The organism is Pseudomonas sp. H3_D04 (genome assembly GCF_054669175.1).
The window spans coordinates 1,419,062-1,443,711 of sequence record NZ_CP162801.1; the positions used below are offsets into that span (position 1 = coordinate 1,419,062).

The window sequence follows — 24,650 nt, forward strand, 5'->3', positions numbered from 1 at the left end:
ATCAGTCCGGAATTTCATCGGGGACTGGCCGAGGCGCAGGGGCGGTGAGCGAGGTGATCTTGATCAGCAGGCCGAGGTGGCCGTTGTCGAGGAAGTTCAGCTGGCCGTTCTTGGTGTGGCTTTCCTGCTTCAGGCGTTCGCTGGCGGTGACCAAACCATTGGCGTCGATCTGGTTGACCCAGAAATCCGCGTCGACGTCGGTGAAACGTCCCAGTTTCAAGCTCAACGTGCCCTCGATCGGGAACTGGCCGAACTGTTCCTTGCCCTCACTGATGGCGATCTTGCGGGCATCTTCGCCCAGGTTCTGTTGCCAGGCCTTGTGCAGTAACACCGTGTAATCGCTGCTGGCGCTGAGTTTTTGCACTTCATTATTCAGGCTCGGCGTGCGCAGGTTGTCCTTGCTGATACTTTTTGCACCGGCAGCCCAGTCTTCCGGTGCGGCTTTGCTGACAATGGCTGGCACGGCGTTTTGCCGCACCAGGATCATTTCAACCTGGTACAGGTCATCGGCAAACGCCGTAGGAGCGACCAGGGTGGTCAGCAAGGTCAGTAAACAAAACAGGCGCATGCGGCGTCCTTCAAGCAGTTTTCGGAATGAGGCACTCAAGCAGCGCCTCTACAGTATTAAAGCGCTCTTCCGGGCGCTCCATCGGGACCATGAATTTAAACATCGTGGCACCTTCGAATTTGTAGCGTTTGGGCTGACCCTGGATCAGTTTGATCAGGGTCAGCGGGTCGACCGGCGTCTGCGCGGCGAACTCGATCCGGCCGCCTTGCGGGCCGCCGTCGACTTTCTTGATGCCCAGCAGTTCGGCTTGCAGCTTCAATGCCGTGATGCGCATCAGGTTCTTCGTCGGTTCCGGCAGCAGGCCGAAACGGTCGATCATCTCCACTTGCAGGTCTTTGAGGCCTTCCTCATCGGTGGCCGAGGCAATGCGTTTGTAGAGAATCAGTCGGGCATGCACGTCCGGCAAGTAGGCTTCGGGAATCAACGCCGGGACGCGCAGATTGACTTCCGGACCACCGCCCAGCGGTTGGTCGAGGTTCGGCTGTTCGCCCTTGCGGATCGACTTCACCGCGCGCTCGAGCATTTCCATGTACAGGGTGAAACCGACCGCCTGGATCTGACCGCTCTGACCGTCGCCCAGCAGTTCGCCGGCGCCACGGATCTCCAGGTCGTTGGTGGCGAGCACGAAGCCTGCGCCGAGGTCCTGGGTGTTGGCGATCGCTTCCAGACGTTTTTCGGCGTCGGGAGTGATCTGCTGGCGTGGCGGGGTCAGCAAATAAGCGTAAGCCTGGTGGTGACTGCGACCGACGCGGCCGCGCAATTGGTGCAGCTGCGCCAGGCCAAATTTGTCGGCACGCTCGATGATGATGGTGTTGGCGCTCGGCACGTCGATGCCGGTCTCGATGATGGTCGAGGCAATCAGCACGTTGAAGCGCTTGTGATAAAAGTCGCTCATCACCTGTTCGAGATCGCGTTCGCGCATCTGCCCGTGGCCGATGCCGATCCGCGCTTCCGGCACCAGTTCGGCGAGGTCGGCGGCGCACTTCTCGATGGTCTTGACGTCGTTGTGCAGGTAATAGACCTGACCGCCGCGCAGCAACTCACGCAGCAGGGCCTCTTTGACCGTGCTCTTGTTCTGCTCCATGACGAAGGTCCGCACCGACAGGCGACGGGCTGGCGGCGTGGCAATGATCGACAGGTCGCGCATGCCCGACACCGCCATGTTCAGCGTGCGCGGAATCGGCGTGGCGGTCAGGGTAAGAATGTCGACTTCACTGCGCAGGGCCTTGAGCTGTTCTTTTTGACGGACACCAAAACGATGCTCTTCGTCGATGATGACCAACCCGAGGTTTTTGATTTTCACGTCGTCCTGCAGCAACTTGTGCGTGCCGATGACGATGTCGATCTTGCCTTCGGCGAGGTCCGCCACTGCAGCGTTGACTTCCTTGGTCGACTTGAAGCGGCTCATCACTTCCACGCTCACCGGCCAGTCGGCGAAGCGGTCGCGGAAGCTGTTGTAATGCTGCTGGGCGAGCAGGGTAGTCGGCACCAGGATCGCCACCTGGCGACCGCCATGCACCGCAATGAACGCCGCGCGCATCGCCACTTCGGTCTTGCCGAAGCCCACGTCGCCGCAGACCAGGCGGTCCATCGGCTTCGGTGCCAGCATGTCGGCGCGGACGGCGTCGATGGTGGTTTGCTGATCCGGGGTTTCTTCGAACGGGAAACCGGCACTGAAGGTTGCGTAGTCGGCTTTCGGGTCTTCGAAGGCATAACCTTCGCGAGCGGCGCGACGGGCATAGATGTCGAGCAGCTCGGCCGCGACGTCGCGCACTTGCTCGGCGGCTTTGCGTTTGGCTTTCTGCCAGGTTTCCGAGCCGAGGCGGTGCAGCGGGGCCAGGGCATCGTCGCTACCGGTGTAGCGAGCAATCAGGTGCAGGTTGGCCACAGGCACGTAGAGCTTGGCGCCCTCTGCGTATTGCAGGGTCAAGAACTCGGCAGCCTGATCGTCGATTTCCAGGGTCGCCAGACCCAGGTAGCGACCGACGCCGTGATCGATATGCACCACCGGCGCGCCTTCGCGCAACTCGGTAAGGTTCTTGATGACTGCATCGTTGTTGGCATCGGCGCGTTTTTCGCGGCGACGACGTTGCATCACCCGCTGACCGAACAACGGGCTTTCGGCCACCAGCGCCAGGGCCGGGTCGTCGAGTACCAGGCCTTCGTCGAGCGGCGCGATGGTGATCGCCAATCGCTCCTTGCTTGCGACAAAGTCCGGCCAGCTGTCGACGGTTTTCGGTCGCAGCTTCAGGCGTTCGAGCAATTCCAGCAGCACTTCACGACGACCCGCGGACTCGGCGGTAAACAGCACGCGCCCGGGAAACTCGTCGAGGAAGCCGGCCAGCGCCGCCAACGGCTGGGTGGCCTTGGCTTCGATGGCCAGGTTCGGTAGTTCGCGCGCCGGGAAGCGCTCGCGACCGACGCCGGTTTCCACGTCCTGTTGACTGGCCACTACCCGCGGCCAGTTCTTCAGGCGCGCAAAGCAGTCTTCCACCGGCAGGAACAGTTCGGCCGGAGGTAATAACGGACGGGACGGATCGACGCGGCGTTCTTCGTAGCGATTGCGCACGTCGTTCCAGAAGTTTTCCGCCGCCTGCTCGATGCCCGGCAGGGAAAACACTTGTGTGTCCTGGGGCAGGTAATCGAACAGCGTCGAGGTTTCGTCGAAGAACAGCGGCAGGTAGTACTCGATACCGGCCGGTGTAATCCCGCTGCTCAGGTCTTGAAAGATCGGGCAGCGACGGAAGTCGACATCGAAACGCTCGCGAAAGCGTGCCTTGAAGCGGGTGACCGCATCTTTCTGCAGCGGGAATTCCCGCGCGGGCAACAGGCGAACGGTGTCGACTTTATCGATGGAGCGCTGGTTTTCCGGGTCGAAGGTACGCAGCGTTTCGATTTCGTCGTCGAACAAGTCGATACGGAAGGGCAGTTTGCTGCCCATCGGGAACAGGTCGATCAGCGAGCCGCGCACCGTGAACTCGCCGTGCTCGTACACCGTGTCGACGTAGCGATAGCCACTGGCTTCAAGTCGGGTGCGCATTTGCTCGACGTCGAGCTTCTGGCCAACGTCCAGCACCAGGCTGCTGCCGAGCAGGAATTTGGTCGGCGCGAGGCGGTGCAGCGCAGTGGTGATCGGCACGACCAATACGCCATGGCTCAGCTCCGGCAACCTATATAAGGCCGCGATGCGCTGGGAAATGATGTCCTGGTGGGGTGAAAACAGATCGTAAGGCAGGGTTTCCCAGTCCGGGAAATGCAGCACAGGCAAATCCGGGGCGAAGAAACTCAGCTCCTGTTCCAGCCGTTCGGCACTTTGGCTGTCGGCGGTCAGCAGCAGGGTAAAGCGCTTGGCAGCGCTGGCAGCCTCGGCGATGGCCAGGCTAAGGGCGGCACCGGGCAGGTTGCCCCAGTGCTGTTTACCTGCCGCGGCAGGGAGAAGCGGTAGACGCAGAACGGGCACGGAAGGTTGAGCTCCAAGCGTTGCGACAAAGTCGGTAATTGTAGCGGCCCCGGGTGCCGCCTGTCAGTTGCAGACTGTGTCTATTACGCAGGTTTGGCGAAATGTAGTGGTAAAGACAAAATTCGCCGGTTTTTTACCGGAAATTGATGATTATGTAGTGGCAAAACGACCGAGTGTTACGGAGGGTTACGGATAAGACAGCGGTATCTCCAAAAAATTGACTGCGCTGAAAGCCCCGGTTTTACTGGGCTGCATCGCTGCGTGATTTTTTTGAACCTGATTTTGTTACGGATCGCACGACAGGCGCGCATTGCTACGGGAGGCACTCGGCGGCATAATGTAGCCCCTTTTTTCTGCCCCTACATGTGGAAGGTTCCCGTGACTCAGAAGCCCGACCAGTGTCTTGGTGAATGGATCGACCGTGAAGCACTCGCAGAAGCGATGATTCCGCTTATCGGTCAGCTCTACCGCAATAACAACGTGGTGAGCTCGATCTATGGCCGCAGCCTGATCAATCGTTCAGTCATTGCGATTCTCAAAGCTCACCGCTTTGCTCGTCATCGTCAGTCCGATGACAGCGAATTGTCCGTCCACGAAACATTCCCGCTGCTCAAGGCGATGAGCGAGCTCAAGCTCGGCGCCGCTTCGGTTGACCTGGGCAAGCTTGCGGTCAAGTTCAAAGCCGAAGGCAATGGCCGCACTGCCGAGCAGTTCGTCCGCGAAGAACTGGCTGATGTCGTTGGTCAGCAGAACGTTTCCGCTCGCAAAGGCACCGACGTTGTCCTGTACGGCTTCGGTCGTATCGGCCGTCTGCTGGCGCGCATCCTGATCGAGAAAACCGGTGGTGGCGACGGCCTGCGTCTGCGCGCCATCGTTGTCCGCAAGGGCGCCGAGAACGATCTGGTCAAGCGTGCAAGCCTGCTGCGTCGTGACTCGGTTCATGGTCCGTTCGATGGCACCATCACTATTGATGAAGCCAACAACACCATCACCGCCAACGGCAACCTGATCCAGGTGATCTACGCGAAGAACCCGACTGAAGTGGATTACACCCAGTACGGCATCAAAGACGCGCTGCTGGTGGACAACACCGGTGTATGGCGCGACGCCGAGGGCCTGGGTCAACACCTGGCTTGCCCAGGTATCGACCGCGTTGTTCTGACCGCGCCGGGTAAAGGCAAGCTGAAGAACATCGTTCACGGCATCAACCACGGTGATATCACTGCTGACGACAAGATCGTTTCCGCCGCTTCCTGCACCACCAACGCCATCGTGCCGGTGCTCAAAGCTGTGAACGACAAGTTCGGCATCGTAAATGGTCACGTTGAAACCGTTCACTCGTACACCAACGACCAGAACCTGATCGACAACTTCCACAAAGGCGATCGCCGTGGCCGTAGTGCCGCGCTGAACATGGTGATCACCGAGACCGGTGCTGCCACTGCTGCTGCCAAGGCACTGCCTGAGCTGGCCGGCAAGCTGACCGGTAACGCGATCCGCGTTCCGACGCCAAACGTGTCGATGGCCATTCTCAACCTGAACCTTGAGAAAGCCACCACTCGTGAAGAGATCAACGAGTACCTGCGCCAGATGGCCATGCACTCCGATCTGCATAAGCAAATCGACTACGTCAATTCGCAGGAAGTGGTTTCCACCGACTTCGTTGGCTCGCGCCACGCAGGCGTTGTGGACGCTGAAGCAACCATCACCCAAGACAACCGCGTTGTTCTGTACGTCTGGTACGACAACGAGTTCGGTTACAGCTGCCAGGTGGTTCGCGTGATGGAAGACATGGCCGGTGTAAACCCGCCAGCATTCCCGCGCTAAGCCTTAGCTGCACATGAAACGCCCCGACTTTGGTCGGGGCGTTTTTGTTTGTGCAATTTGTCAGTTTCCAGAGGTGTGGTTTGTGCCGGCCTTTACGCGGGCATGCGCCCGCTCAAAACTGGCAAATGACCTGTAGGAGCGAGGCTTGCCCGCGAAAGCGATTTGTCAGGCGCCGCCGACCACCGCGGCTTGCGCAGTCCGCAGTTCATGCCGATTGCCTTTGAACAACACCAGCGTCGCAATCAACCCCAGCACCGCCGCGCCAGTGAGCCAGATCCCCGGCGCTGCCTTGTTATCCAGCACATGGATCAAGTACGTACACGCCGCAGGTGTAAACCCGCCGAACGTTGCAGTCGCCAGGCTGTAGGCCAGGGAGAAGCCGGTGGTACGAACTTCCACCGGCATGATCTCGGTCAGCGCCACCACCATGGCGCCGTTGTACGAGCCGTACAGGAACGACAGCCACAACTCGACGATCAGCAAATGGCTGAAGCTCGGGTTCGCCACCAGCCATGACAGGGCAGGGTAGGCCGTAAGGATCGCCAGAATGGTCGCCGCCAGGAGTAGGGGTTTGCGCCCGATCTTGTCGGACACGGCACCCATGACCGGCAGCCAGAAAAAATTCGACAGACCGATACAGACCGTCACCAGCAACGCATCCAGATCCGACAGGTGCAATTCGGCTTTGCCGAAGGTCGGGGTGTAGGCGGTGATCAGGTAGAACGACACCGTGGTCATCACCACCAATGCCATGCCGGCGATGACGATGCCAAAGTTCTGACTGATCGAGCGGACGACGTCCCGCAGGGTAGGGCGGTGTTTGCGCGCCTGGAATTCCGGGGTTTCTTCAAGCGAACGACGAATCACGAAAATCACCGGCACAATCATGCAGCCGATCAGGAATGGAACACGCCAGCCCCAGTCACCCATTTCTTCGGGGCTGAGCCAATGGTTCAAACCGACTCCCAGCAGACCGGCGAACACTACCGCGGCTTGCTGACTGGCGGATTGCCAACTGACAAAGAAGCCCTTGCGACCCGGCGTGGAAATCTCTGCCAGGTACACCGACACGCCGCCCAGTTCCACGCCGGCCGAGAAGCCTTGCAGCAGGCGGCCGAACAGCACGAGCAGCGGCGCGGCCACGCCGAGGGTGGCGTAACCCGGCACGCAGGCAATCAGCACCGTGCCGGCAGCCATCATTGCGAGGGTGATGATCAGGCCTTTGCGGCGGCCATGACGGTCGATGTAGGCGCCGAGGAAAATCGCGCCCAGCGGGCGCATCAGGAATCCAGCACCGAAAGTGGCCAGCGACAACATCAGGGAGGCGAAAGCGCTGTCGGCAGGAAAGAACGTTTTCGCGATGGCCGTGGCGTAAAAGCCGTAGACCATAAAGTCGAACATTTCGAGAAAGTTACCGCTGACAACGCGAAAAATCGCCTTGCCTTTGCTCGTGTTGGAGGACATTTGTAGATACTCACTCTGGTAAGTCTTGTTTGAACGCGCTGCACCTGCGCGAGCCTGTGTGGCGAAGTGAGGCTCCCACAGGTTTTGCGTCTGACAGGCAGATGAGGCAGGTCTGGCTCCCATGCGCTCTGAAGCCCATAATGGCGGGCGCGGTTTTGGGGGGAGATGAAGATTTGTTAACTGGACGGTGGACTGGGATTGTGATGCTGGTCGGTGTTTTGTCCGGTTGTGGCAACGGCGACAGTCTGGAACGCTTCGACGGCCCAGCCATGGGCAGTCGTTATTCCATTCAATACGTGAGGCATTCCTACACGCTCGGGCCGAAAGCGGTGCAGGCTGAAGTAGAAAATATCCTTGCTGAAGTGGATCGACAATTCTCGACCTACCGCAGCGATTCGGACATCGAGCGCTTCAACGATCTCCCCGCCAATCGCTGTCAGAAAATGCCCGCGTCGATCCTCAAACTGATCCGCGTTGCTCAGCTGCTGTCGGAACAAAGCGAAGGCTCCTACGACCTGACTGTGGAACCGCTGCTCAATCTCTGGGGGTTCGGCCCGCAAGCCCGTGAGGAAAAAGTCCCCACCGCCCAGTCGCTCGCCGAAGTAAGGCAGAGGGTTGGCTACCAACACCTGCGCATCGATCGCGATCAGCTGTGCAAGGACGCAGCCGTCGAAGTCGACTTCAACAGCATCGCCGCCGGTTACGCCGTCGATACCATTGCCGAAAAACTCGAAGCGATGGGCATCCGCAGCTACCTGGTCGAGGTCACCGGCGAACTCAAGGCGGCCGGCAAGAAACACGATGGCTCGCCATGGCGCATCGCTCTGGAAGAGCCTCGGGATGATCAGCAAGTGGCCGAGCGTGTGATTGTTGTCGACGGCTACGGAGTGTCCACTTCCGGCGACTACCGTAACTATTTCGAGCAGGACGGTCGGCGCTATTCCCACACCTTCGATGCCCGCACCGGTGCGCCGGTCTCACACACCCTGGCGTCGGTCACAGTGATTAATCCTTCAGCGTTAATGGCCGATGGCTTATCGACGCTGTTGCTGATTCTCGGACCGGAGCGCGGTTGGGACTACGCAGAAAAACACGATATCGGCGCATTTTTTGTGATCCGTGCCGATACAGGTTTCGTCACACGAACCAATCAGGCTTTTGAGCGCCTCAGTGGCGGCAAAACTGAATGATTGCGACGGTTCGCGCATCGAAGACTGGCGTTGTAGTGCAGGCAAAACTAGCCTACGACGCGACCAAGGGTTAATGTGCCCGGCGTTGACGCTTCTATAGACTGTGTCCGGGTTCTGCATTGGCCCCAAATTGTTCCTTCACGCCACAGATCGGCGTGATTTAGCCGCAGGTGCCGAGGGCACTGCGGCCTGTTCTGAGGAGTACGCATGGCTGTCTACAACTACGACGTGGTGGTACTGGGTTCCGGCCCGGCGGGAGAAGGCGCGGCAATGAACGCCGCCAAAGCAGGGCGCAAGGTGGCGATGGTCGATAGCCGTCGCCAGGTCGGCGGCAACTGCACCCACCTGGGTACCATCCCGTCCAAGGCACTGCGTCACTCGGTCCGGCAGATCATGCAGTTCAACACCAACCCGATGTTCCGGGCCATTGGTGAGCCGCGCTGGTTCTCGTTTCCGGACGTGCTGAAAAGCGCCGAAAAAGTCATTTCCAAACAAGTCGCCTCGCGCACCGGCTACTACGCCCGTAATCGCGTCGACGTGTTCTTTGGCACCGGCAGCTTCGCCGACGAGCAAACCATCGAAGTGGTCTGCGCCAACGGTGTGGTCGAAAAACTGGTGGCCAAGCACATCATCATCGCCACCGGCTCGCGTCCTTATCGCCCGGCGGACATCGATTTCCATCACCCGCGCATCTACGATAGCGACACCATCCTCAGCCTCGGCCACACCCCGCGCAAACTCATCGTTTACGGCGCTGGCGTGATCGGTTGCGAATACGCGTCGATCTTCAGTGGCCTGGGTGTGCTGGTTGAACTGGTGGACAACCGCGGTCAGTTGCTGAGTTTCCTGGACTCGGAAATTTCCCAGGCCCTGAGCTACCACTTCAGCAACAACAACATCACGGTTCGCCACAACGAAGACTACGACCGCGTCGAAGGCGTGGACAGCGGCGTGATCCTGCACCTCAAGTCCGGCAAGAAGATCAAGGCCGATGCCTTGCTCTGGTGCAACGGTCGTACCGGCAACACCGACCAGCTGGGTCTGGAAAACATCGGCGTGAAGGTCAACAGCCGTGGCCAGATCGAAGTCGACGAAGCCTATCGCACCTGCGTACCGAACATTTACGGTGCCGGTGACGTGATCGGCTGGCCGAGCCTGGCCAGTGCCGCCCACGACCAGGGTCGTTCGGCCGCTGGCAGCATCGTCGATAACAACAGCTGGCGCTTCGTCAACGACGTGCCGACCGGTATCTACACCATTCCGGAGATCAGCTCGATCGGCAAGAACGAGCAGGAGCTGACTCAGGCCAAGGTGCCCTACGAAGTGGGCAAGGCGTTCTTCAAGGGCATGGCGCGTGCACAGATTGCCGGCGAGCCCCAGGGCATGCTGAAAATCCTGTTCCACCGCGAGACCCTGGAAGTGCTGGGCGTTCACTGCTTCGGTTATCAGGCGTCGGAGATCGTTCACATCGGTCAGGCGATCATGAGCCAGCCGGGCGAACTGAACACCCTGAAGTACTTCGTCAACACGACGTTCAACTACCCGACCATGGCCGAAGCCTATCGGGTAGCGGCTTACGATGGCCTCAACCGGCTTTTTTGAGTGGCTCCGGCCGGTGGCCTGAGCCGGCCGGGGAGACCGATTTCAGCAATTCTCGAGGGTGGCGCTGGCCAAACCGGGAAAGTCTGTAATCAGGCTGTCAACGCCGAAGTCGGCGAGTCTGCGCATCAGCGCGGGCTCGTTGACTGTCCATACCGACACATGCAGCCCCTGACGCTGCGCCTTCTGCAGGCGTTCCGGCGTACACAGGGTCCAGTTCAGCGCCAGAATCTCACAGCCGTAACTCTGGGCGACTTTCAACGGGTCGAGCCATGCATATTCAGCCACCAATCCACGAGACACGTCCGGCACCAGGTCCAGCGCGGCTTTCAGCACTTCGCGTGAACTCGATGTGATCGTGACCTTGTCGAGCAGGCCGAAACGCTGAGCCATTTCGCGTATCGCCAGCACGGTCGTTGCGGCACGGGTGCGAGATGCGCTTTTGACTTCCAGCTGCCAATGCTCGAAATCGCATTTCTCGAACAACTCTTCCAGCGTGGGGATCGGGCAAGGCTTGATCCAGCCCGGCCCGCCCTTGCGTGCGTCGTAGGTCACCAGCTCGGCCGCCGTGTGCTCGACGACCTTGCCGCGTCGGTCGGTGGTGCGCTTGAGTGTCGGGTCGTGGATGACCATCAACTCGTTGTCCATGGACAGGTGCAGGTCCAGTTCACAGCGGCGCACGCCATGCTTGAGGCATTGCTGGAAACTGGTCAGCGTGTTTTCCGGTGCTTCGCCCTTGGCGCCGCGATGGCCGTAGATGAGGGTCACGGTTCTTCCTTAAATTAAATGCCTGATTCGTTTTCGCGGGCCAGACGTCGTTCCTGGGCCTGCTTCTGCAAAATGTAGCGGGCCAGCAATTGGCGCTGGGCGTCGGTCGGGTATTCGAACTCGGTGCCAACGTCGTAGGCGCCAGCCTTGCGATCGCAATGCGTGACCTTGGCCCGCAGCAACAGGCCGAGGGCTTGTGGCATCAGCACCAGTTTGACCGACAGGTGCGCGCCCACGGCGATGGGCGTCGGATGCTGGAAGTCGATACCGCCTTCGGAAATGATCACCGGCTGCGGCTCGCCGATCTGCCCGAGTACGGTGATGGCGATCACCTGGCTCAGCAGATCGATGCGTTTGTTCTGGGATTTCAGGAACGCAGCGAGGTTGCGGTCGCGCTCACTGATCTGGCGCAGCAGGTGTTGCGACTCGAATTCGCTCAGGTGCAGTTCGCTGAGCAAGTTGAACAGTGGGGAAGCATCCTGCAACACTTCCTGGCCTGCGGCTTCGGGAGCGGACAGGGGCCGAATTTCCAGTGCGATCGTGTCCTCGATACGGTAGTATTCGCGGCGATCTTCTTCATCTAATGTCGACATGGCGAACCCATGGTAGCGGCGGTGGTCTGAGTGTAAAGCTGGTTATCGACCCCCGCCACAAGGACGTTCCTTTTCCCTCCGAACAAGCCCCGACATGTTCAGACCTCTCTTCGTATTTATTGGCACGCGTTATACCCGTGCAAAGCGCCGCAATCATTTTGTGTCATTCATTTCCCTGACCTCGATGATCGGACTCGCCCTCGGCGTGGTCGTGATGATCGTCGTGCTTTCGGTCATGAACGGCTTCGATCATGAGATGCGCACCCGCGTGCTGGGCATGGTGCCCCACGCGACCATCGAGTCCGGTGAACCGATCAGCGACTGGCAAAGCCTGGCCGCCAAGGTCAAGCAGAACCCGCAGGTGACGGCCGTTGCGCCGTTCACCCAGATGCAGGGTTTGCTGACCAACAACGGCAAGGTCTCCAAAGTCCTGCTCAATGCCATCGACCCTGCGCTGGAACGCCAGGTCTCGATCATTGATAACTTCATGCAGCAGGGCAAACTCGACGACCTCACGCCGGGCAGCTTCGGCATTGTCATCGGTGACAAGGCGGCCGCCAAGCTTGGCGCCGCGGTTGGCGACAAGCTGACATTCGTGGCACCGGAAGTCACGGTGACCCCGGCCGGGATGTTCCCGCGCATGAAACGCTTTACCGTGGTCGGCATTTTCCATGTCGGCGCCGGTGAGATCGACGGGTACCTGGGTGTCACCAACCTGCAGGATCTGGCGAAAATGCATCGCTGGAAGCCGGATCAGGTCCAGGGCATCCGCCTGAAGTTCGATGACCTGTTCCAGGCCCCGCGCACGGCGTGGAATATCGCCCAGCAACTCGGTGAGGACCATTTCTACGCCCGCGACTGGACCCGTACCCACGGCAATCTGTATCAGGCGATCCGCATGGAAAAAGCCATGATCGGCCTGCTGTTGCTGCTGATCGTCGCCGTTGCGGCCTTCAACATCATTTCCACGCTGGTGATGGTGGTGAACGACAAGAAGGGTGACATCGCGATTCTGCGAACCCTGGGCTCCACGCCGGGGCAGATCATGGCGATCTTCATGGTCCAGGGCACGGTCATTGGCGTGATCGGCACGCTGATCGGCGCCGTGGTCGGGATCTTCGCCGCGTTGAACGTCAGCGCTGCGATCTCGGCCCTCGAAGGGTTGATCGGCCACAAATTCCTGAACGCCGACGTGTATTTCATCGATTACCTGCCGTCGCAAGTGCAGAGCCAGGACGTGTTGATGGTCTGCGCCGCCGCGTTGGTCCTGAGTTTCCTCGCCACCCTGTATCCAGCCTGGCGTGCCGCGCGCACCCAGCCTGCGGAGGCGCTACGTTATGAGTGAGTTGGGTATGAGTGATAAAGCAATCTTGAGCTGCCGCAACCTGGGCAAGTCCTACGAGGAAGGCCCGGAGTCGGTAGAAGTGCTGGCCGGTCTGCAACTGGAGTTGCATCCGGGTGAGCGCGTGGCGATTGTCGGCACCTCGGGTTCGGGCAAAAGTACCTTGCTCAACCTGTTGGGCGGTCTCGACACGCCGACCAAGGGCAGCGTCTGGCTCGATGGCGAAGAGCTGTCGGCCCTGAGCGAGAAGAATCGCGGCCTGCTGCGCAACCGGTCGCTGGGTTTCGTCTACCAGTTCCACCATTTGCTGCCTGAGTTCACCGCGCTGGAAAACGTCTGCATGCCGCTGCTGATCGGCAAGACTGCGATTCCGGAAGCGCGCCAGCGTGCGACTGCGTTGCTGGAGCGGGTAGGGCTTGGCCATCGCCTGGAGCACAAACCGTCTGAACTGTCCGGCGGCGAACGTCAGCGCGTTGCCATCGCCCGCGCCCTGGTGAACAAGCCAGGCCTGGTGATGCTCGACGAGCCGACCGGCAACCTCGACTCCCACACCGCCCAGGGCATTCAGGATTTGATGCTGGAACTCAGCACCTCGATGCGCACGGCGTTCCTGGTGGTGACTCACGACATGAACCTGGCTCGCCAGATGGATCGCGTCCTGCATTTGCAGGAAGGTTGCCTGACGCCCATCTGATTGGCCGAAACCCGGCGTGCTGAACAGTACGTCGGGTCTTTTATTTTTATACGGTGCCCCAGCGAATGTTCAGACCGTTATCGATCTTTATCGGCACGCGCTATACCCGCGCCAAGCGCCGCAATCGCTTTGTTTCCTTCATCTCGATGACCTCGATGATCGGCCTCGCCCTCGGCGTGCTGGCGATGATCGTGGTGCTGTCGGTGATGAACGGCTTCCAGCGCGAAATGAGCTCGCGCATCCTCGGCATGGTGCCGCACGCGACCATCGTCGGCGTGAAGCCGATCGACGATTGGCAGCCCGTGGCCGCCGCCGCGATGAAAAACCCGGAAGTCACTGCCGCCGTGCCGTTCACCGAGATGGAAGGCATGCTCTCCTATAAAGGCACGATGCAGCCAATTCAGGTCAGCGGTGTAGATCCCGCACTGGAAGGCAAGGTGTCGATCGTTGCCCAGCACATCGTTCAGGGCCGTCTCGATGCGTTGAAACCGGGCGAGTTCGGCGTGGTGATCGGCGAAATCACCGCGCGGCGTTTCCGCTTGAATGTCGGCGACAAGATCACCCTGATCGTGCCGGAAGTCAGCAACGCACCGGGCGGCATTACCCCGCGCATGCAGCGGCTGAACGTAGTGGGCGTGTTCAAGGTCGGTGCCGAGCTGGATGGCTCGATGGCGCTGATCCACGTCGCCGATGCCGCGCAGATGCAGCACTGGGAACCGAACCAGGTGCAGAGCGTGCGATTGGCGGTGAAGGATTTGTACGCGGCGCCGAAGGTCTCCAGCGATATCGCGGGCGGGCTGGGCACCGCTTACAAGGCTGATGACTGGACCCACACCCAGGGCAGTCTGTTCAGTGCGATGAAGATGGAAAAAACCATGATCGGCCTGCTGTTGCTGATGATCGTCGCCGTGGCGGCGTTCAACATCATCGCAACGTTGATCATGGTGGTGAACGACAAGGGCGCGGACATCGCGATCCTGCGCACCATTGGCGCCACACCGCGGCAGATCATGGCGATCTTCATGGTGCAGGGCACGGTGATCGGGGTTGTCGGCACCTTGATCGGTGGCGTTCTGGGCGTGATAGCGGCGCTGAACGTCAGCGAGCTGGTGGGGTGGATGGAGCGGGTCAGTGGCCAGCACATCTTCAGTTCTGACGTGTATTTCGTCAGTAACCTGCCGTCGGAGTTGCAGGGTGGGGATGTGTTGTTGATCTGCTCGGCGGGGTTCGTCCTGAGCTTCCTGGCGACGGTCTACCCGGCCTGGCGTGCGGCGAAGATCGAGCCAGCACACGCGTTGCGGTATTCGTAAGTCGTTACACCGCCGTCACGAGCAGGCTCGCGCCCATTGGATCTGATTCAACTCGGTCACTGTGGGAGCGAGCCTGCTCGCGATGGGGCCGGCTCTGCTGGCCTTAATCTCCCTTTGGCAACTCAATCACAAACCGCGTCCACCCATCATTCGATTCGCAATGAATCTGTCCGCCATGGGCGCGGATGATTGACTGAGTGATCGCTAATCCCAATCCCGCATGTTCACTACTGCCTTCCTGGCGCGCCGGATCGGTCCGATAAAACCGGTCAAACAATCGCGGCAGCAACGCCCCGTCAATCCCGTCCCCACTGTTCTCGACCGTCAAACTCAAGGCTTTGACCTGATCGACAATCCGCACCCGAACCTCGCCTTCGGCTGGTGTAAACCGCAACGCGTTGTCCAGCAGATTGGAAAGTGCCCGACGCAACATGCTGCGATCACCCTCCATGCGCGCACTGCCTTCACGACTCAACCTGACCTGCGCGTCCTCCGCCAACGGCGCAAAAAACTCCAGCAACAGATCCACTTCTCCCGCCAGCTCCAGCGGTTCGCGCTTGGGCATCAACAACCCATGGTCAGCCTTGGCCAGATACAACATGTCGTTGACCAGTTGCGCCATCCATTGCAGTTCTTCGAGGTTGCTGTGCAGCGCTTCGCGGTAGTCCTCGATAGGCCGAGGGCGAGTGAGGGTGACCTGAGTGTGGGTCAGCAGGTTCGACAACGGCGTGCGCAGCTCATGGGCGATGTCAGCGGAAAACGCCGAGAGCCGTTGAAAAGAGTCGTCCAGGCGTCCGAGCATGGCGTTGAAGCTGTGTGCCAATTCCTCGAGCTCCGACGGCATATTCTCGTCGGGCAGCCGGGCATTGAGCGATTGCGCTGAAACGCCGCTGGCGATCGCGCTCATGCGTCGCAACGGGCGCAAACCACTGCGTGCCGCCCACGCACCGAGCAACGCGGTGGCCAGCGCCGACAAGCCGACGGTCATCCAGATCAGGCGCTGCATGCGTTGCAGAAAGTGCTGGTGATGGGTGATGTCCAGCAGCAAGGTCAATTGCGGTGAGTCAGGTTTGTCGAGATACAACGGAGCATTGAGGACGCGGTAGTCGGTACCTTCGCTACTCACCGTGGACAAACCCGCCTGGGTAGGTAATTCCCGGGGCAGGTGCGGCGAACTGTCATACCAGCGCTGGCCATCGCTGCCAGTGATTCGCAGCGACAGGTCGGCCTGCCGACTCAGTTCATCCGCCAGTCTGACTTCGCTCTCACTCGGCTGAACGTCATGCAGCGCGCGGCGCAAACCCATCAATTTGCCGTCCAGCAACTGCTGATCGAGTTCGACGAAGTGCGCCTCGCTGGCACGACTGAACAACACTCCGGCAAACAATGAAACCACGGCGGTGCAGGCCGCAAACAGCAGCGCCAGGCGACTGCTCAGCGAGAGTCGACGCATCAGGCAGGTCGCTCTTCAAGGACATAACCCATGCCGCGCACGGTATGAATCAGCTTGTTGGGGAATTCATCGTCGATCTTCAGGCGCAAACGGCGGATCGCGACCTCGATGACATTGGTGTCGCTGTCGAAATTCATGTCCCAGACCTGGGAGGCAATCAGTGATTTGGGCAGCACCTCACCCTGGCGCCGCAGGAGCATTTCCAGCAGGGCGAACTCCTTGGCGGTCAGGTCGATGCGTTGACCGCCGCGCTCCACCCGGCGGCGGATCAAATCCAGGCGCAGGTCGGCCAGTTGCAGGCTGGTTTCCTGAGGCGAAGCGCTGCCGCGTCGCAACAGGCTGCGGACCCGAGCCAGCAATTCGGAAAAGGCGAACGGCTTGACCAGGTAATCGTCTGCGCCGAGTTCGAGGCCGTGGACCCTGTCCTCAACCGCATCTCGCGCCGTCAGAAAAAGGACTGGTGTATCGAGACCGGCGCCACGCACCGCCTGCAGGATTTGCCAGCCATCGCGACCGGGTAGCATCACATCAAGGATCAACAACGCGTAATCACCACTCAAGGCCAGTTGTTGGCCGGTGATGCCGTCGGCCGCCAGTTCGGTGTTGAAACCGGCCTCAGTCAGGCCCTGGCGCAGGTAGTGGCCGGTTTTCGGTTGGTCTTCGACGATCAGCAGCTTCATGGGCAACTCGAGGCAAGTGGAACGAAGGCTTTATACCGTGGGCAGCGTTGATACAGGCCAACCTGACAAAGTTGTAATTTGGCTGTCAGGTCGCGGGCAGTGGCGACAGTTTAGAGTTTTCCACAGGCTGAACCTTATCTTGTTGGAGTACGACTATGTTTTTGCGTAAATATCAGGGGCTGGCCGCGTGTTTGTTGGCGTTAAGCTCGCCAGTGTGGGCCTCGTCGGCGCAGCCCCGGGATTTCGGTCAGCCAGCCCCGGCAACCAAGGCTACCCGAAGTGTCGAGGTGGTGATGGATGACATGTCATTCACGGCCAAGGCGATCGATATCAAAACGGGTGAGACGATTCGTTTTGTGCTGGTGAATAAAGGCCAGTTGTTGCACGAATTCAACCTCGGCGATGCGGCGATGCATGCCCGTCATCAGCAGGAAATGATGAAGATGCAGCAGAGCGGCATGCTCACGCCTACAGGCATGAAGGAAATGGACCACGGTTCGATGGCAGGCATGGATCACGGGATGATGAAGCACGATGACCCGAACAGTGTCCTCGTCGAGCCGGGAAAAACGGCCGAGCTGACCTGGACCTTCACGAAGGCCACCAACCTGGAATTTGCCTGCAACATTCCCGGCCATTACCAGGCGGGCATGGTCGGCAAACTGACTGTCAGTCAGTAAGCACTCAAAGGCGGGCGCAAAGGCTGGTAGAATCCGCTGATTCTTCAGTCAGGTTTCCGCCATGCATCCCGCAGCCGAACACTCGCCGCTGGGCAAATCCAGCGAATACATCGCCACTTATACGCCGTCCTTGCTGTTCCCGATCCCGCGCACCGCGAAATGGGCCGAGTTGGGCCTGACGGCGCAAACCCTGCCTTACAAGGGTGTGGACTTCTGGAACTGCTTCGAGCTGTCGTGGCTGTTGCCGTCCGGTAAGCCGGTGGTGGCGATTGGCGAATTCAGCATCCCGGCGGATTCGCCGAACATCATCGAGTCGAAGTCGTTCAAGCTGTACCTGAACTCGTTGAACCAGACACCGTTTGCCGATAGCGCGACCCTTGAAGCGACGCTGGTCAAAGACCTGTCGGCCGCTGCCGGCAAGCCGGTTGGCGTGCGGATTCGCAGCCTCAAGGATGTCGAAGCCGAAGGCGTCGTGGCGTTGCCGGGTGTGTGTATCGATGATCTGGAGATCAGCGTCAGCAACTACGAACATCCGCGCCCGGAGCTGTTGCGTTGCGATGATTCGCGCATTGTCGAAGAGAGCGTGCACAGTCATCTGCTCAAATCCAACTGCCCGGTCACCAGCCAGCCGGACTGGGGCAGCGTGGCGGTGGAATACCGTGGCGCGGCCCTGGATCACGCGAGTTTGCTGGAGTACATCGTGAGCTTCCGTCAGCACTCGGACTTTCATGAGCAGTGCGTGGAGCGGATTTTTCTCGACTTGCAGCGGTTGTTGAAACCGGAGAGGTTGACGGTGTATGCGCGGTATGTGCGGCGTGGTGGGTTGGACATCAACCCGTATCGCAGCACTGAAGACGTGCAGCTGCCGAACCATCGTCTGGTCCGTCAGTAAAATACTCCTGTAGGAGCGAGCCTGCTCGCGATGGCGGAGTGTCTGGCACCATCGATGTTGAATGTGCTGCCGTCATCGCGAGCAGGCTCGCTCCTACAAGGATTGCAGTGCACTTCCCGGGTATGAAAAAGCCCCGCCATCACTGGCGGGGCTTTTTTTGCATCTGGCGTATTCAGATCCCCATGTTGGCCAAGGCTTGCACGATGTTGCGCAAGGTGCCAGCGAGGGTGGGGTGTTCGACTTCAAAGCGTTCGACGGCCAGGTTGACGCCGTCGACGAGGCTGGAATCCTGGGTTTTGGTTTCGAGCTCAAGCTCCAGTTCGATCTGTTGCATCAGCGCGTGCAGGTCTTCGCGCTCGGCTTCCGTCAGCGGCGGATTCTGTTCCAATTGCTCGCGCAGAGTATTGAGCTGTTGTTGCAGTTCGCGGGCAGGCATGGCGTTCTTCCTTTTATCAATAGGCACTGGCATAGACCGCAGCAGCGTGCCAAAGGTCTATGGCTTGCCTTTAGATTAATCCACTCCCGCGCAACCTGCATGATCTCGATCAGGGCTTTTCGCCCTTGAGCCGACGCAGGCTGATGTCCGCCAGGCAGGTGTCGAGCTCGCCGAGGTGATCGATCACCGAATGCACACCCAGGCTGAACAACTGCACGGTCGCTTTACCACGCAGGTGTTCGCGCTCCTTTTGGCTCAAGGCCTGCCATTCGTTGGGCGCCAACCCGCAGAGCGAACCGCAGGACGCCAGGCCGATCGTCCATAACCCGGCATTCAGTCCCGATTGCAGCAGTCGCGGTTCGCCACTGACCAGCACGCAACCATCGAGTCGTTCGACATTCAATGCCATCAAGGCTTGCCAGCAAGCGTTCGGCGCCGGCCATGGATTGAGTGTTGCGGGGTGTTGCGAAGGTTTGATCCACGCAGGCAGGGCGCCGGCCAGCGAATGGGTGAGGGCGGGGGGCAACTCGTCGAGCCAGGCGCAAGGAATCTGCTGGCGCTGCAAGCTGTTCAGACTGTCCAGCGCGCCGGGGGTGACCTCGGCATGCGCTGGTGTGTGAGTATCGTGCTGGCGCATCCGGGCGCCGAAATCCACCAGGCAACCGCTGAGCCCGAACAGTACGGCGGTCAGGCTGGGTGCGGCAACGGGCAAGGCTTCGGCGTGCGGCATATCAACGTCCCTGAAATAACGACAAGGCTATGTGTTGCCGGTGACAGTTGCATGACACTGATGTGAAGCGCGCTCAGTCAGGACGAATCATCTGTAAGTCCTCACGCGCGAGGCTGCCCTAAACCGGCTTTTCCGTCTTATACTAGCCAGCTTATCGCCTGGGCCAAGTGCCCATGCCAGTACAATCCAAGGAGTTTTCTATGCGCTGGAGCAATCGTCTAGCTCAGCTTTGTGTGTGTGCCAGCGTGTTGCTGGTTCCGTTCGCAGCCCAGGCTGCCACGGAAGAAGACCCTTGGGAAAGCGTCAACCGTCCAATCTTCCAGTTCAACGACTTCGTCGACACCTATGCACTCAAGCCAATCGCTCAAGGCTACCAGTTCGTGACGCCGCAGTTTCTGGAAGACGGCATTCACAACATGTTCCGCAACGTCGGTGATGTCACCAACCTTGCCAACAACGTCTTGCAGGCTAAACCGGCCGCGGCTGGCGTCGATACTGCGCGTCTGATCTTCAACACTACCTTCGGCCTGCTGGGCTTCTTCGACGTCGGCACCAAAATGGGCCTGAATCGTAGCGACGAAGACTTCGGCCAGACGCTCGGTTACTGGGGCTTGGGCAGCGGCCCGTATGTGATGTTGCCGCTGTTGGGCCCAAGCACGTTGCGTGATGCGCCATCCAAGTACGTCGACGGCTACACCGGCCCGTATCGCTATATCAACGACGTGCCCGTGCGTAACTCGATCTTCGGCCTGAACATCGTCGACACCCGCGCCAGCTTGCTGTCGAGCGAGAAGTTGATCACTGGCGACAAATACACGTTCATTCGCAATGCGTATTTGCAGAACCGCGAGTTCAAGGTCAAAGACGGCCAGGTCGAAGACGATTTTTGATCTCTACCCGTGAAATGAAGAAGGCGGCCGATTGGCCGCCTTCTTTCGTTTGGATCAGGGCTTATTTCATCTTCAAGATTGTAAGCCCGAGTTTCTGACTGCCACCGTCCTGTTCCTTCACCCAGACCACTTCGGTGTCGGCTTCAAGGCCTTTGAGCGCTACGTGATCGGAATCAATGCGCACGCTGAGCCGGTCTCCGACCTTGAAAAGGCGGGGTGCCTCGACCTGCATGCCACTGCTGGAAAGGTCGATGCAGACGGCTGGCACCTCATCGCCTTCGTGAATCAGCGACACATCGGCATCGACCCGCATGCGGATGAAATCGCGCTTTTCGCTGTAGTCCCGATCGGTTTGACTCATGGGCTTCATCCTTCCATTGGGTTACGGTTTTGCCTGTTCTTATAACTCCCGGTGATTTGACAAGTAAAGACGTCAAGCGACCATCGGCGTGAGCTTGAAACGCCCCGCGGATGGGAGTACCGTCTGCGCCTTAGAAGGGCACCTCTGGTGTACCTGTGTGTAGGGCAAACGCCCGAAAACAGTGCGACAGAGAGGCTAGAAAGCGAATCCAGTAGTGTGAGCCGGGGCTAAACCCCGTGCCTGCTACGCCAACCTAATTCTGGCGCCGTTTGCCCACATGCCAAAAACCAGTGCCACGCTGCTGATAATCGATGATGACGAAGTAGTGCGCGCGAGCCTCGCGGCCTACTTGGAAGACAGTGGTTTCAGTGTCCTGCAAGCCAGCAATGGCCAGCAGGGTCTTCAGGTATTCGAGCAAGACAAGCCTGACTTGGTCATCTGCGATCTGCGCATGCCGCAGATGGGCGGACTCGAACTCATTCGCCAGGTCACCGAGCTGTCGCCGCAAACCCCGGTGATCGTGGTTTCGGGTGCCGGCGTGATGAACGACGCGGTCGAGGCCTTGCGCCTGGGTGCGGCGGATTACCTGATCAAGCCTCTCGAAGATCTGGCTGTGCTCGAGCACTCTGTGCGCCGTGCCCTGGATCGTGCGCGCCTGCTGCTGGAGAACCAGCGCTACCGCGAGAAGCTGGAAAAGGCCAACCGCGAACTCGCCGCCAGCTTGAACCTGCTCCAGGAAGACCAGAACGCCGGTCGCCAGGTGCAGATGAACATGCTGCCGGTCAGCCCCTGGACCATCGACGACTTCCAGTTCGCCCACCAGATCATCCCGTCGTTGTACCTGTCGGGTGATTTCGTTGACTACTTTCGGGTCGACGAGCGTCGCGTAGCCTTCTACCTGGCCGACGTTTCCGGCCATGGCGCCTCTTCAGCCTTCGTCACCGTGCTGCTGAAGTTCATGACCACGCGCTTGCTGTTCGAATCCAAGCGCAGCGGCACATTGCCGGAATTCAAGCCTTCAGAGGTCCTTGGTCATATCAACCGAGGCCTGATCAGTTGTAAGCTGGGTAAACACGTCACAATGGTCGGTGGTGTCATCGACGAGGAGACAGGTTTGTTGACCTATAGCATCGGTGGTCATTTGCCGTTGCCTGTGTTGTACACGCCAGACAGTGTTCGTTATCTGGAAGGTCGTGGTCTGCCGGTGGGCCTCTTCAATGAAGCCACCTATGAAGACCACGTGCTGGAACTGCCGCCGACGTTCAGCCTGACGCTGATGTCCGATGGCATTCTGGACCTTTTGCCAGAACCTACACTCAAAGAAAAAGAAGCGGCTTTGCCCCAACGGGTCAAGGCAGCGGGCGGCAGCCTGGATGGTCTGCGGCAGGTTTTTGGATTGGCCACGCTAGGGGAGATGCCGGATGATATCGCCCTGTTGGTGTTGAGCAGGAATCTTTAATGAGTACCGGTAGAATCCAGTTCGCCGAGCAGGATGGCACCTTCGTCCTGAAGTTCGTCGGTGAAGTTCGCCTGACCCTGTGTTCGGCGTTGGATGCGACTATTGAGCGGATCTTCACCGCGTTGAACTTCAACGCGATCGTGATCGACCTGACCGAAACCCGCAGCATCGACAGCACCACCCTGGGCCTGCTGGCCAAACTGTCGATCCTGTCGCGGCAAAAGGTCGGCCTGCTGCCGACCGTCGTCACCACCCACGAAGACATCACCCGTCTGCTGCAGTCCATGGGCTTCGAGCAAGTGTTCAACATCGTTGACCGCCCGATCCCGTGCCCTGAATGCCTGACCGACCTGCCAGACCAGGATCAGTCCGAGGAAGTCGTGCGGATCAAAGTGCTCGAGGCACACAAAATCCTCATGGGCCTGAACGACTCCAATCGTGAAGCCTTCCATGACCTGGTGAATGCTTTAGAGCGTCATTGATCCCCTGAGGGGGATGTAGGGAAGGCGGGCTCCATCGCGAATCCCCGAATCCAAAGCATGAAAAAGGGCGAACCTGTAAGGGGTCGCCCTTTTTGCATTGCGCTGGACTAGATCACAGCTTGGCTTGCAGCAGTGCTTCGAGTTTTTCCTGGTCGCGAGCGAACTGACGAATCCCCTCAGCCAGTTTCTCGGTCGCCATCGCGTCCTCGTTGGACAACCAGCGGAACTGCGCTTCATTCAGGCTCAAGCGCCCTTCACCCGCATGCCCCGGGGCCAACTTGCGCTCCAGCTTGCCAGTGTCCGCCGCCAGCTTTTCCAACAGGTCCGGGCTGATGGTCAGGCGATCACACCCGGCCAACTGCTCAATCTGATTCAGATTGCGGAAGCTCGCACCCATGACCACGGTCTTGTAGTCATTGGCCTTGTAGTAGTTGTAGATACGCGTCACCGACTGCACGCCCGGATCATCCGCGCCGGTGTAGTCGTTGCCGTTGGCTTTCTTGTACCAGTCGTAGATGCGGCCTACGAACGGCGAAATCAGGAACACCCCGGCGTCAGCACATGCCGCCGCCTGAGCAAACGAGAACAGCAGCGTCAGGTTGGTCTGAATGCCTTCCTTTTCAAGCTTCTCGGCGGCGCGAATGCCTTCCCAGGTGGAGGCGATTTTGATCAGCACGCGGTCACGGCCGATGCCGGCCTTGTCGTACAGCTCGATCAGACGGTGCGCACGCTTCAATACGGCGTCAGTGTCGAACGAAAGGCGTGCATCCACTTCAGTGGAAATGCGGCCCGGTACAACCTTCAGGATTTCCTGGCCTACCGCCACGCCGAAGCGGTCGCTGGCCAGGCCCACATCGCCCTTGCAGTCGTGGACGCAGGCGTTCAGCAACTCGGCATAACCGGGAATGGCCGCCGCTTTCAGCAGCAGGGAAGGGTTGGTGGTAGCGTCGACGGGTTTTACGCGAGCGATAGCTTCGAAGTCGCCGGTGTCGGCAACTACGGTGGTCATTTGTTTGAGTTGTTCCAGCTTGGAAGTCATGGGCGTGCTCTGTCCTATGGGTCTAATGACATTACCCGAGCGCTGACAGCCACTCAAGGGCGCATGTACGTATCGGTGGCCCCGTTGGCAACAACCGGAGAACGGATGTTTGAAAGGTGGGGCGCGGGTCTCGGTAAATACGATGCCAAAACCGCGCGCAGGTTCAAAGCAACTGACCGTTGACGGCTCTATGGCAACTCTGGCGCCTGAGCTGGCATGCCTGCATTCGCACGCCAACGGGTGTTAAAAAGGGTCGGGTTCAGCCGTTATAAGATGTCAATTAGTGCCACTCGGATGGCGTGTAATGTGGCGCGGATAAATGTAGGTATTGGATGGGGAAATGACTTCACAAGGTGAGCGGGTGTCTGCAATTGTGGAGGCCTTTGATGACATTATTCTCGGTTATGTCTTGAAAAAATTGACCGAAGTATTTGAAGCGCTGATGGCCGCATCAAAGAAGAACCATCCGGACAATATGACGGGTCTGGTTGAAATGGGAAGGGTGAAAGCCGCAAAGAAAATTCCCGCTTGGCTCAATCGCGTGAAACACAGCATGCCCAGCCAAGTCACTCGCGTGTTGCTGGAACAAATGAGCGACTCACAGAAGTCCAAACATGACCTGCGTTTTGAAGCGCAAGCCGTATTGTTCGAGGTGCTGGTGGAAGAGTCGCTGGCCATGGACGCCGCAAGTTATGCAGAGTGGATTAATAAAAGCGCCGGTTGATGGTGGGCG

Annotated in this window: 23 protein-coding genes; 12 read left to right on the forward strand and 11 right to left on the reverse strand. The window is 59.3% G+C overall.

What is annotated here, in order from left to right; translation table 11 throughout:
* Position 1 precedes the first annotated feature (1 nt).
* Entirely contained in the window at positions 2–568 is a 567-nt protein-coding gene (locus AB4N91_RS06725; RefSeq protein ID WP_010456333.1) for a CsiV family protein, read from the reverse strand.
* Positions 569–578: 10 nt separating this feature from the next.
* Positions 579–4,028 carry a transcription-repair coupling factor gene (mfd, locus tag AB4N91_RS06730; protein ID WP_010456331.1) on the reverse strand — a complete coding sequence of 1,150 codons (3,450 nt, stop codon included), beginning with the start codon at positions 4,026–4,028 and terminating at the stop codon, positions 579–581.
* 363 nt (positions 4,029–4,391) lie between these two features.
* Between mfd and AB4N91_RS06735 the strand changes: the two genes are divergently transcribed.
* Positions 4,392–5,855 (forward strand): glyceraldehyde-3-phosphate dehydrogenase, encoded by a 1,464-nt coding sequence (locus AB4N91_RS06735; protein WP_042932690.1) that lies wholly within the window; start codon positions 4,392–4,394, stop codon positions 5,853–5,855.
* Positions 5,856–6,020: 165 nt separating this feature from the next.
* On the opposite strand, the gene tcuC is transcribed toward AB4N91_RS06735, so the two are convergent.
* Complete coding sequence (gene tcuC, locus AB4N91_RS06740; protein ID WP_010456327.1) at positions 6,021–7,319, reverse strand: MFS transporter; 1,299 nt, start codon at positions 7,317–7,319, stop codon at positions 6,021–6,023.
* 203 nt (positions 7,320–7,522) lie between these two features.
* On the opposite strand from tcuC, the gene AB4N91_RS06745 reads away from it, so the two are divergent.
* The gene (locus AB4N91_RS06745) at positions 7,523–8,509 is read left to right on the forward strand and encodes an FAD:protein FMN transferase (protein ID WP_460112200.1); all 987 of its coding nucleotides are present in this window, start codon (positions 7,523–7,525) and stop codon (positions 8,507–8,509) included.
* Between the two features lie 207 nt (positions 8,510–8,716).
* Positions 8,717–10,111, forward strand: a complete 1,395-nt coding sequence (sthA, locus tag AB4N91_RS06750; RefSeq protein WP_010456323.1) for a Si-specific NAD(P)(+) transhydrogenase — start codon at positions 8,717–8,719, stop codon at positions 10,109–10,111.
* 42 nt (positions 10,112–10,153) lie between these two features.
* On the opposite strand, the gene AB4N91_RS06755 is transcribed toward sthA, so the two are convergent.
* Both AB4N91_RS06755 and AB4N91_RS06760 read right to left on the reverse strand, forming a co-directional pair.
* On the reverse strand, positions 10,154–10,876 hold the full coding sequence (locus AB4N91_RS06755; RefSeq protein WP_010456321.1) for a glycerophosphodiester phosphodiesterase: 723 nt from the start codon (positions 10,874–10,876) through the stop codon (positions 10,154–10,156).
* Positions 10,877–10,890: 14 nt separating this feature from the next.
* Positions 10,891–11,469, reverse strand: coding sequence for a PilZ domain-containing protein (locus AB4N91_RS06760; RefSeq protein WP_010456319.1), 579 nt, complete (start codon positions 11,467–11,469; stop codon positions 10,891–10,893).
* 94 nt (positions 11,470–11,563) lie between these two features.
* Between AB4N91_RS06760 and AB4N91_RS06765 the strand changes: the two genes are divergently transcribed.
* From AB4N91_RS06765 to AB4N91_RS06775, 3 genes are all read left to right on the forward strand, one after another.
* Positions 11,564–12,814 (forward strand): lipoprotein-releasing ABC transporter permease subunit, encoded by a 1,251-nt coding sequence (locus AB4N91_RS06765; RefSeq protein WP_010456317.1) that lies wholly within the window; start codon positions 11,564–11,566, stop codon positions 12,812–12,814.
* Between the two features lie 7 nt (positions 12,815–12,821).
* Positions 12,822–13,505, forward strand: a complete 684-nt coding sequence (lolD, locus tag AB4N91_RS06770) for a lipoprotein-releasing ABC transporter ATP-binding protein LolD (RefSeq protein WP_167360488.1) — start codon at positions 12,822–12,824, stop codon at positions 13,503–13,505.
* Between the two features lie 65 nt (positions 13,506–13,570).
* Positions 13,571–14,815, forward strand: coding sequence for a lipoprotein-releasing ABC transporter permease subunit (locus AB4N91_RS06775; protein WP_010456313.1), 1,245 nt, complete (start codon positions 13,571–13,573; stop codon positions 14,813–14,815).
* 103 nt (positions 14,816–14,918) lie between these two features.
* Here the strand turns inward: AB4N91_RS06775 and AB4N91_RS06780 are convergent, their stop codons facing one another.
* Both AB4N91_RS06780 and AB4N91_RS06785 read right to left on the reverse strand, forming a co-directional pair.
* Positions 14,919–16,268, reverse strand: a complete 1,350-nt coding sequence (locus AB4N91_RS06780) for a heavy metal sensor histidine kinase (protein WP_460112201.1) — start codon at positions 16,266–16,268, stop codon at positions 14,919–14,921.
* Positions 16,268–16,948, reverse strand: coding sequence for a heavy metal response regulator transcription factor (locus AB4N91_RS06785; protein WP_010456310.1), 681 nt, complete (start codon positions 16,946–16,948; stop codon positions 16,268–16,270). The genes AB4N91_RS06780 and AB4N91_RS06785 overlap by 1 nt, the downstream gene beginning before the upstream one ends.
* 155 nt (positions 16,949–17,103) lie before the next feature.
* On the opposite strand from AB4N91_RS06785, the gene copI reads away from it, so the two are divergent.
* Positions 17,104–17,628: a copper-resistant cuproprotein CopI gene (gene copI / locus AB4N91_RS06790; protein ID WP_010456308.1), complete on the forward strand. Its 525-nt coding sequence runs from the start codon at positions 17,104–17,106 to the stop codon at positions 17,626–17,628.
* 61 nt (positions 17,629–17,689) lie between these two features.
* Positions 17,690–18,520 carry an NADPH-dependent 7-cyano-7-deazaguanine reductase QueF gene (gene queF / locus AB4N91_RS06795; protein WP_077748233.1) on the forward strand — a complete coding sequence of 277 codons (831 nt, stop codon included), beginning with the start codon at positions 17,690–17,692 and terminating at the stop codon, positions 18,518–18,520.
* A gap of 172 nt (positions 18,521–18,692) precedes the next feature.
* Here queF and AB4N91_RS06800 read toward each other — a convergent pair whose 3' ends face one another.
* Together AB4N91_RS06800 and AB4N91_RS06805 are read right to left on the reverse strand one after the other, a co-directional pair.
* Entirely contained in the window at positions 18,693–18,956 is a 264-nt protein-coding gene (locus tag AB4N91_RS06800) for a DUF4404 family protein (RefSeq protein WP_102594409.1), read from the reverse strand.
* 109 nt (positions 18,957–19,065) lie between these two features.
* Positions 19,066–19,686: a phosphatase gene (locus tag AB4N91_RS06805; protein WP_077748234.1), complete on the reverse strand. Its 621-nt coding sequence runs from the start codon at positions 19,684–19,686 to the stop codon at positions 19,066–19,068.
* Positions 19,687–19,886: 200 nt separating this feature from the next.
* Between AB4N91_RS06805 and AB4N91_RS06810 the strand changes: the two genes are divergently transcribed.
* Positions 19,887–20,576 (forward strand): MlaA family lipoprotein, encoded by a 690-nt coding sequence (locus AB4N91_RS06810; RefSeq protein WP_010456300.1) that lies wholly within the window; start codon positions 19,887–19,889, stop codon positions 20,574–20,576.
* Between the two features lie 61 nt (positions 20,577–20,637).
* Here the strand turns inward: AB4N91_RS06810 and AB4N91_RS06815 are convergent, their stop codons facing one another.
* Entirely contained in the window at positions 20,638–20,937 is a 300-nt protein-coding gene (locus AB4N91_RS06815) for a PilZ domain-containing protein (protein ID WP_077748235.1), read from the reverse strand.
* Positions 20,938–21,214: 277 nt separating this feature from the next.
* Between AB4N91_RS06815 and rssB the strand changes: the two genes are divergently transcribed.
* Positions 21,215–22,396, forward strand: coding sequence for a two-component system response regulator RssB (gene rssB / locus AB4N91_RS06820; protein WP_460112202.1), 1,182 nt, complete (start codon positions 21,215–21,217; stop codon positions 22,394–22,396).
* Entirely contained in the window at positions 22,396–22,878 is a 483-nt protein-coding gene (gene rssC / locus AB4N91_RS06825) for an anti-sigma factor antagonist RssC (RefSeq protein ID WP_007935262.1), read from the forward strand. The genes rssB and rssC overlap by 1 nt, the downstream gene beginning before the upstream one ends.
* A 112-nt stretch (positions 22,879–22,990) precedes the next feature.
* Here the strand turns inward: rssC and tal are convergent, their stop codons facing one another.
* A complete protein-coding gene (gene tal, locus AB4N91_RS06830) occupies positions 22,991–23,917 on the reverse strand; it encodes a transaldolase (protein ID WP_010456288.1) in 927 nt (308 codons plus the stop codon).
* Between the two features lie 340 nt (positions 23,918–24,257).
* On the opposite strand from tal, the gene AB4N91_RS06835 reads away from it, so the two are divergent.
* Positions 24,258–24,641 carry a hypothetical protein gene (locus AB4N91_RS06835; RefSeq protein WP_077748237.1) on the forward strand — a complete coding sequence of 128 codons (384 nt, stop codon included), beginning with the start codon at positions 24,258–24,260 and terminating at the stop codon, positions 24,639–24,641.
* Positions 24,642–24,650: the final 9 nt, after the last annotated feature.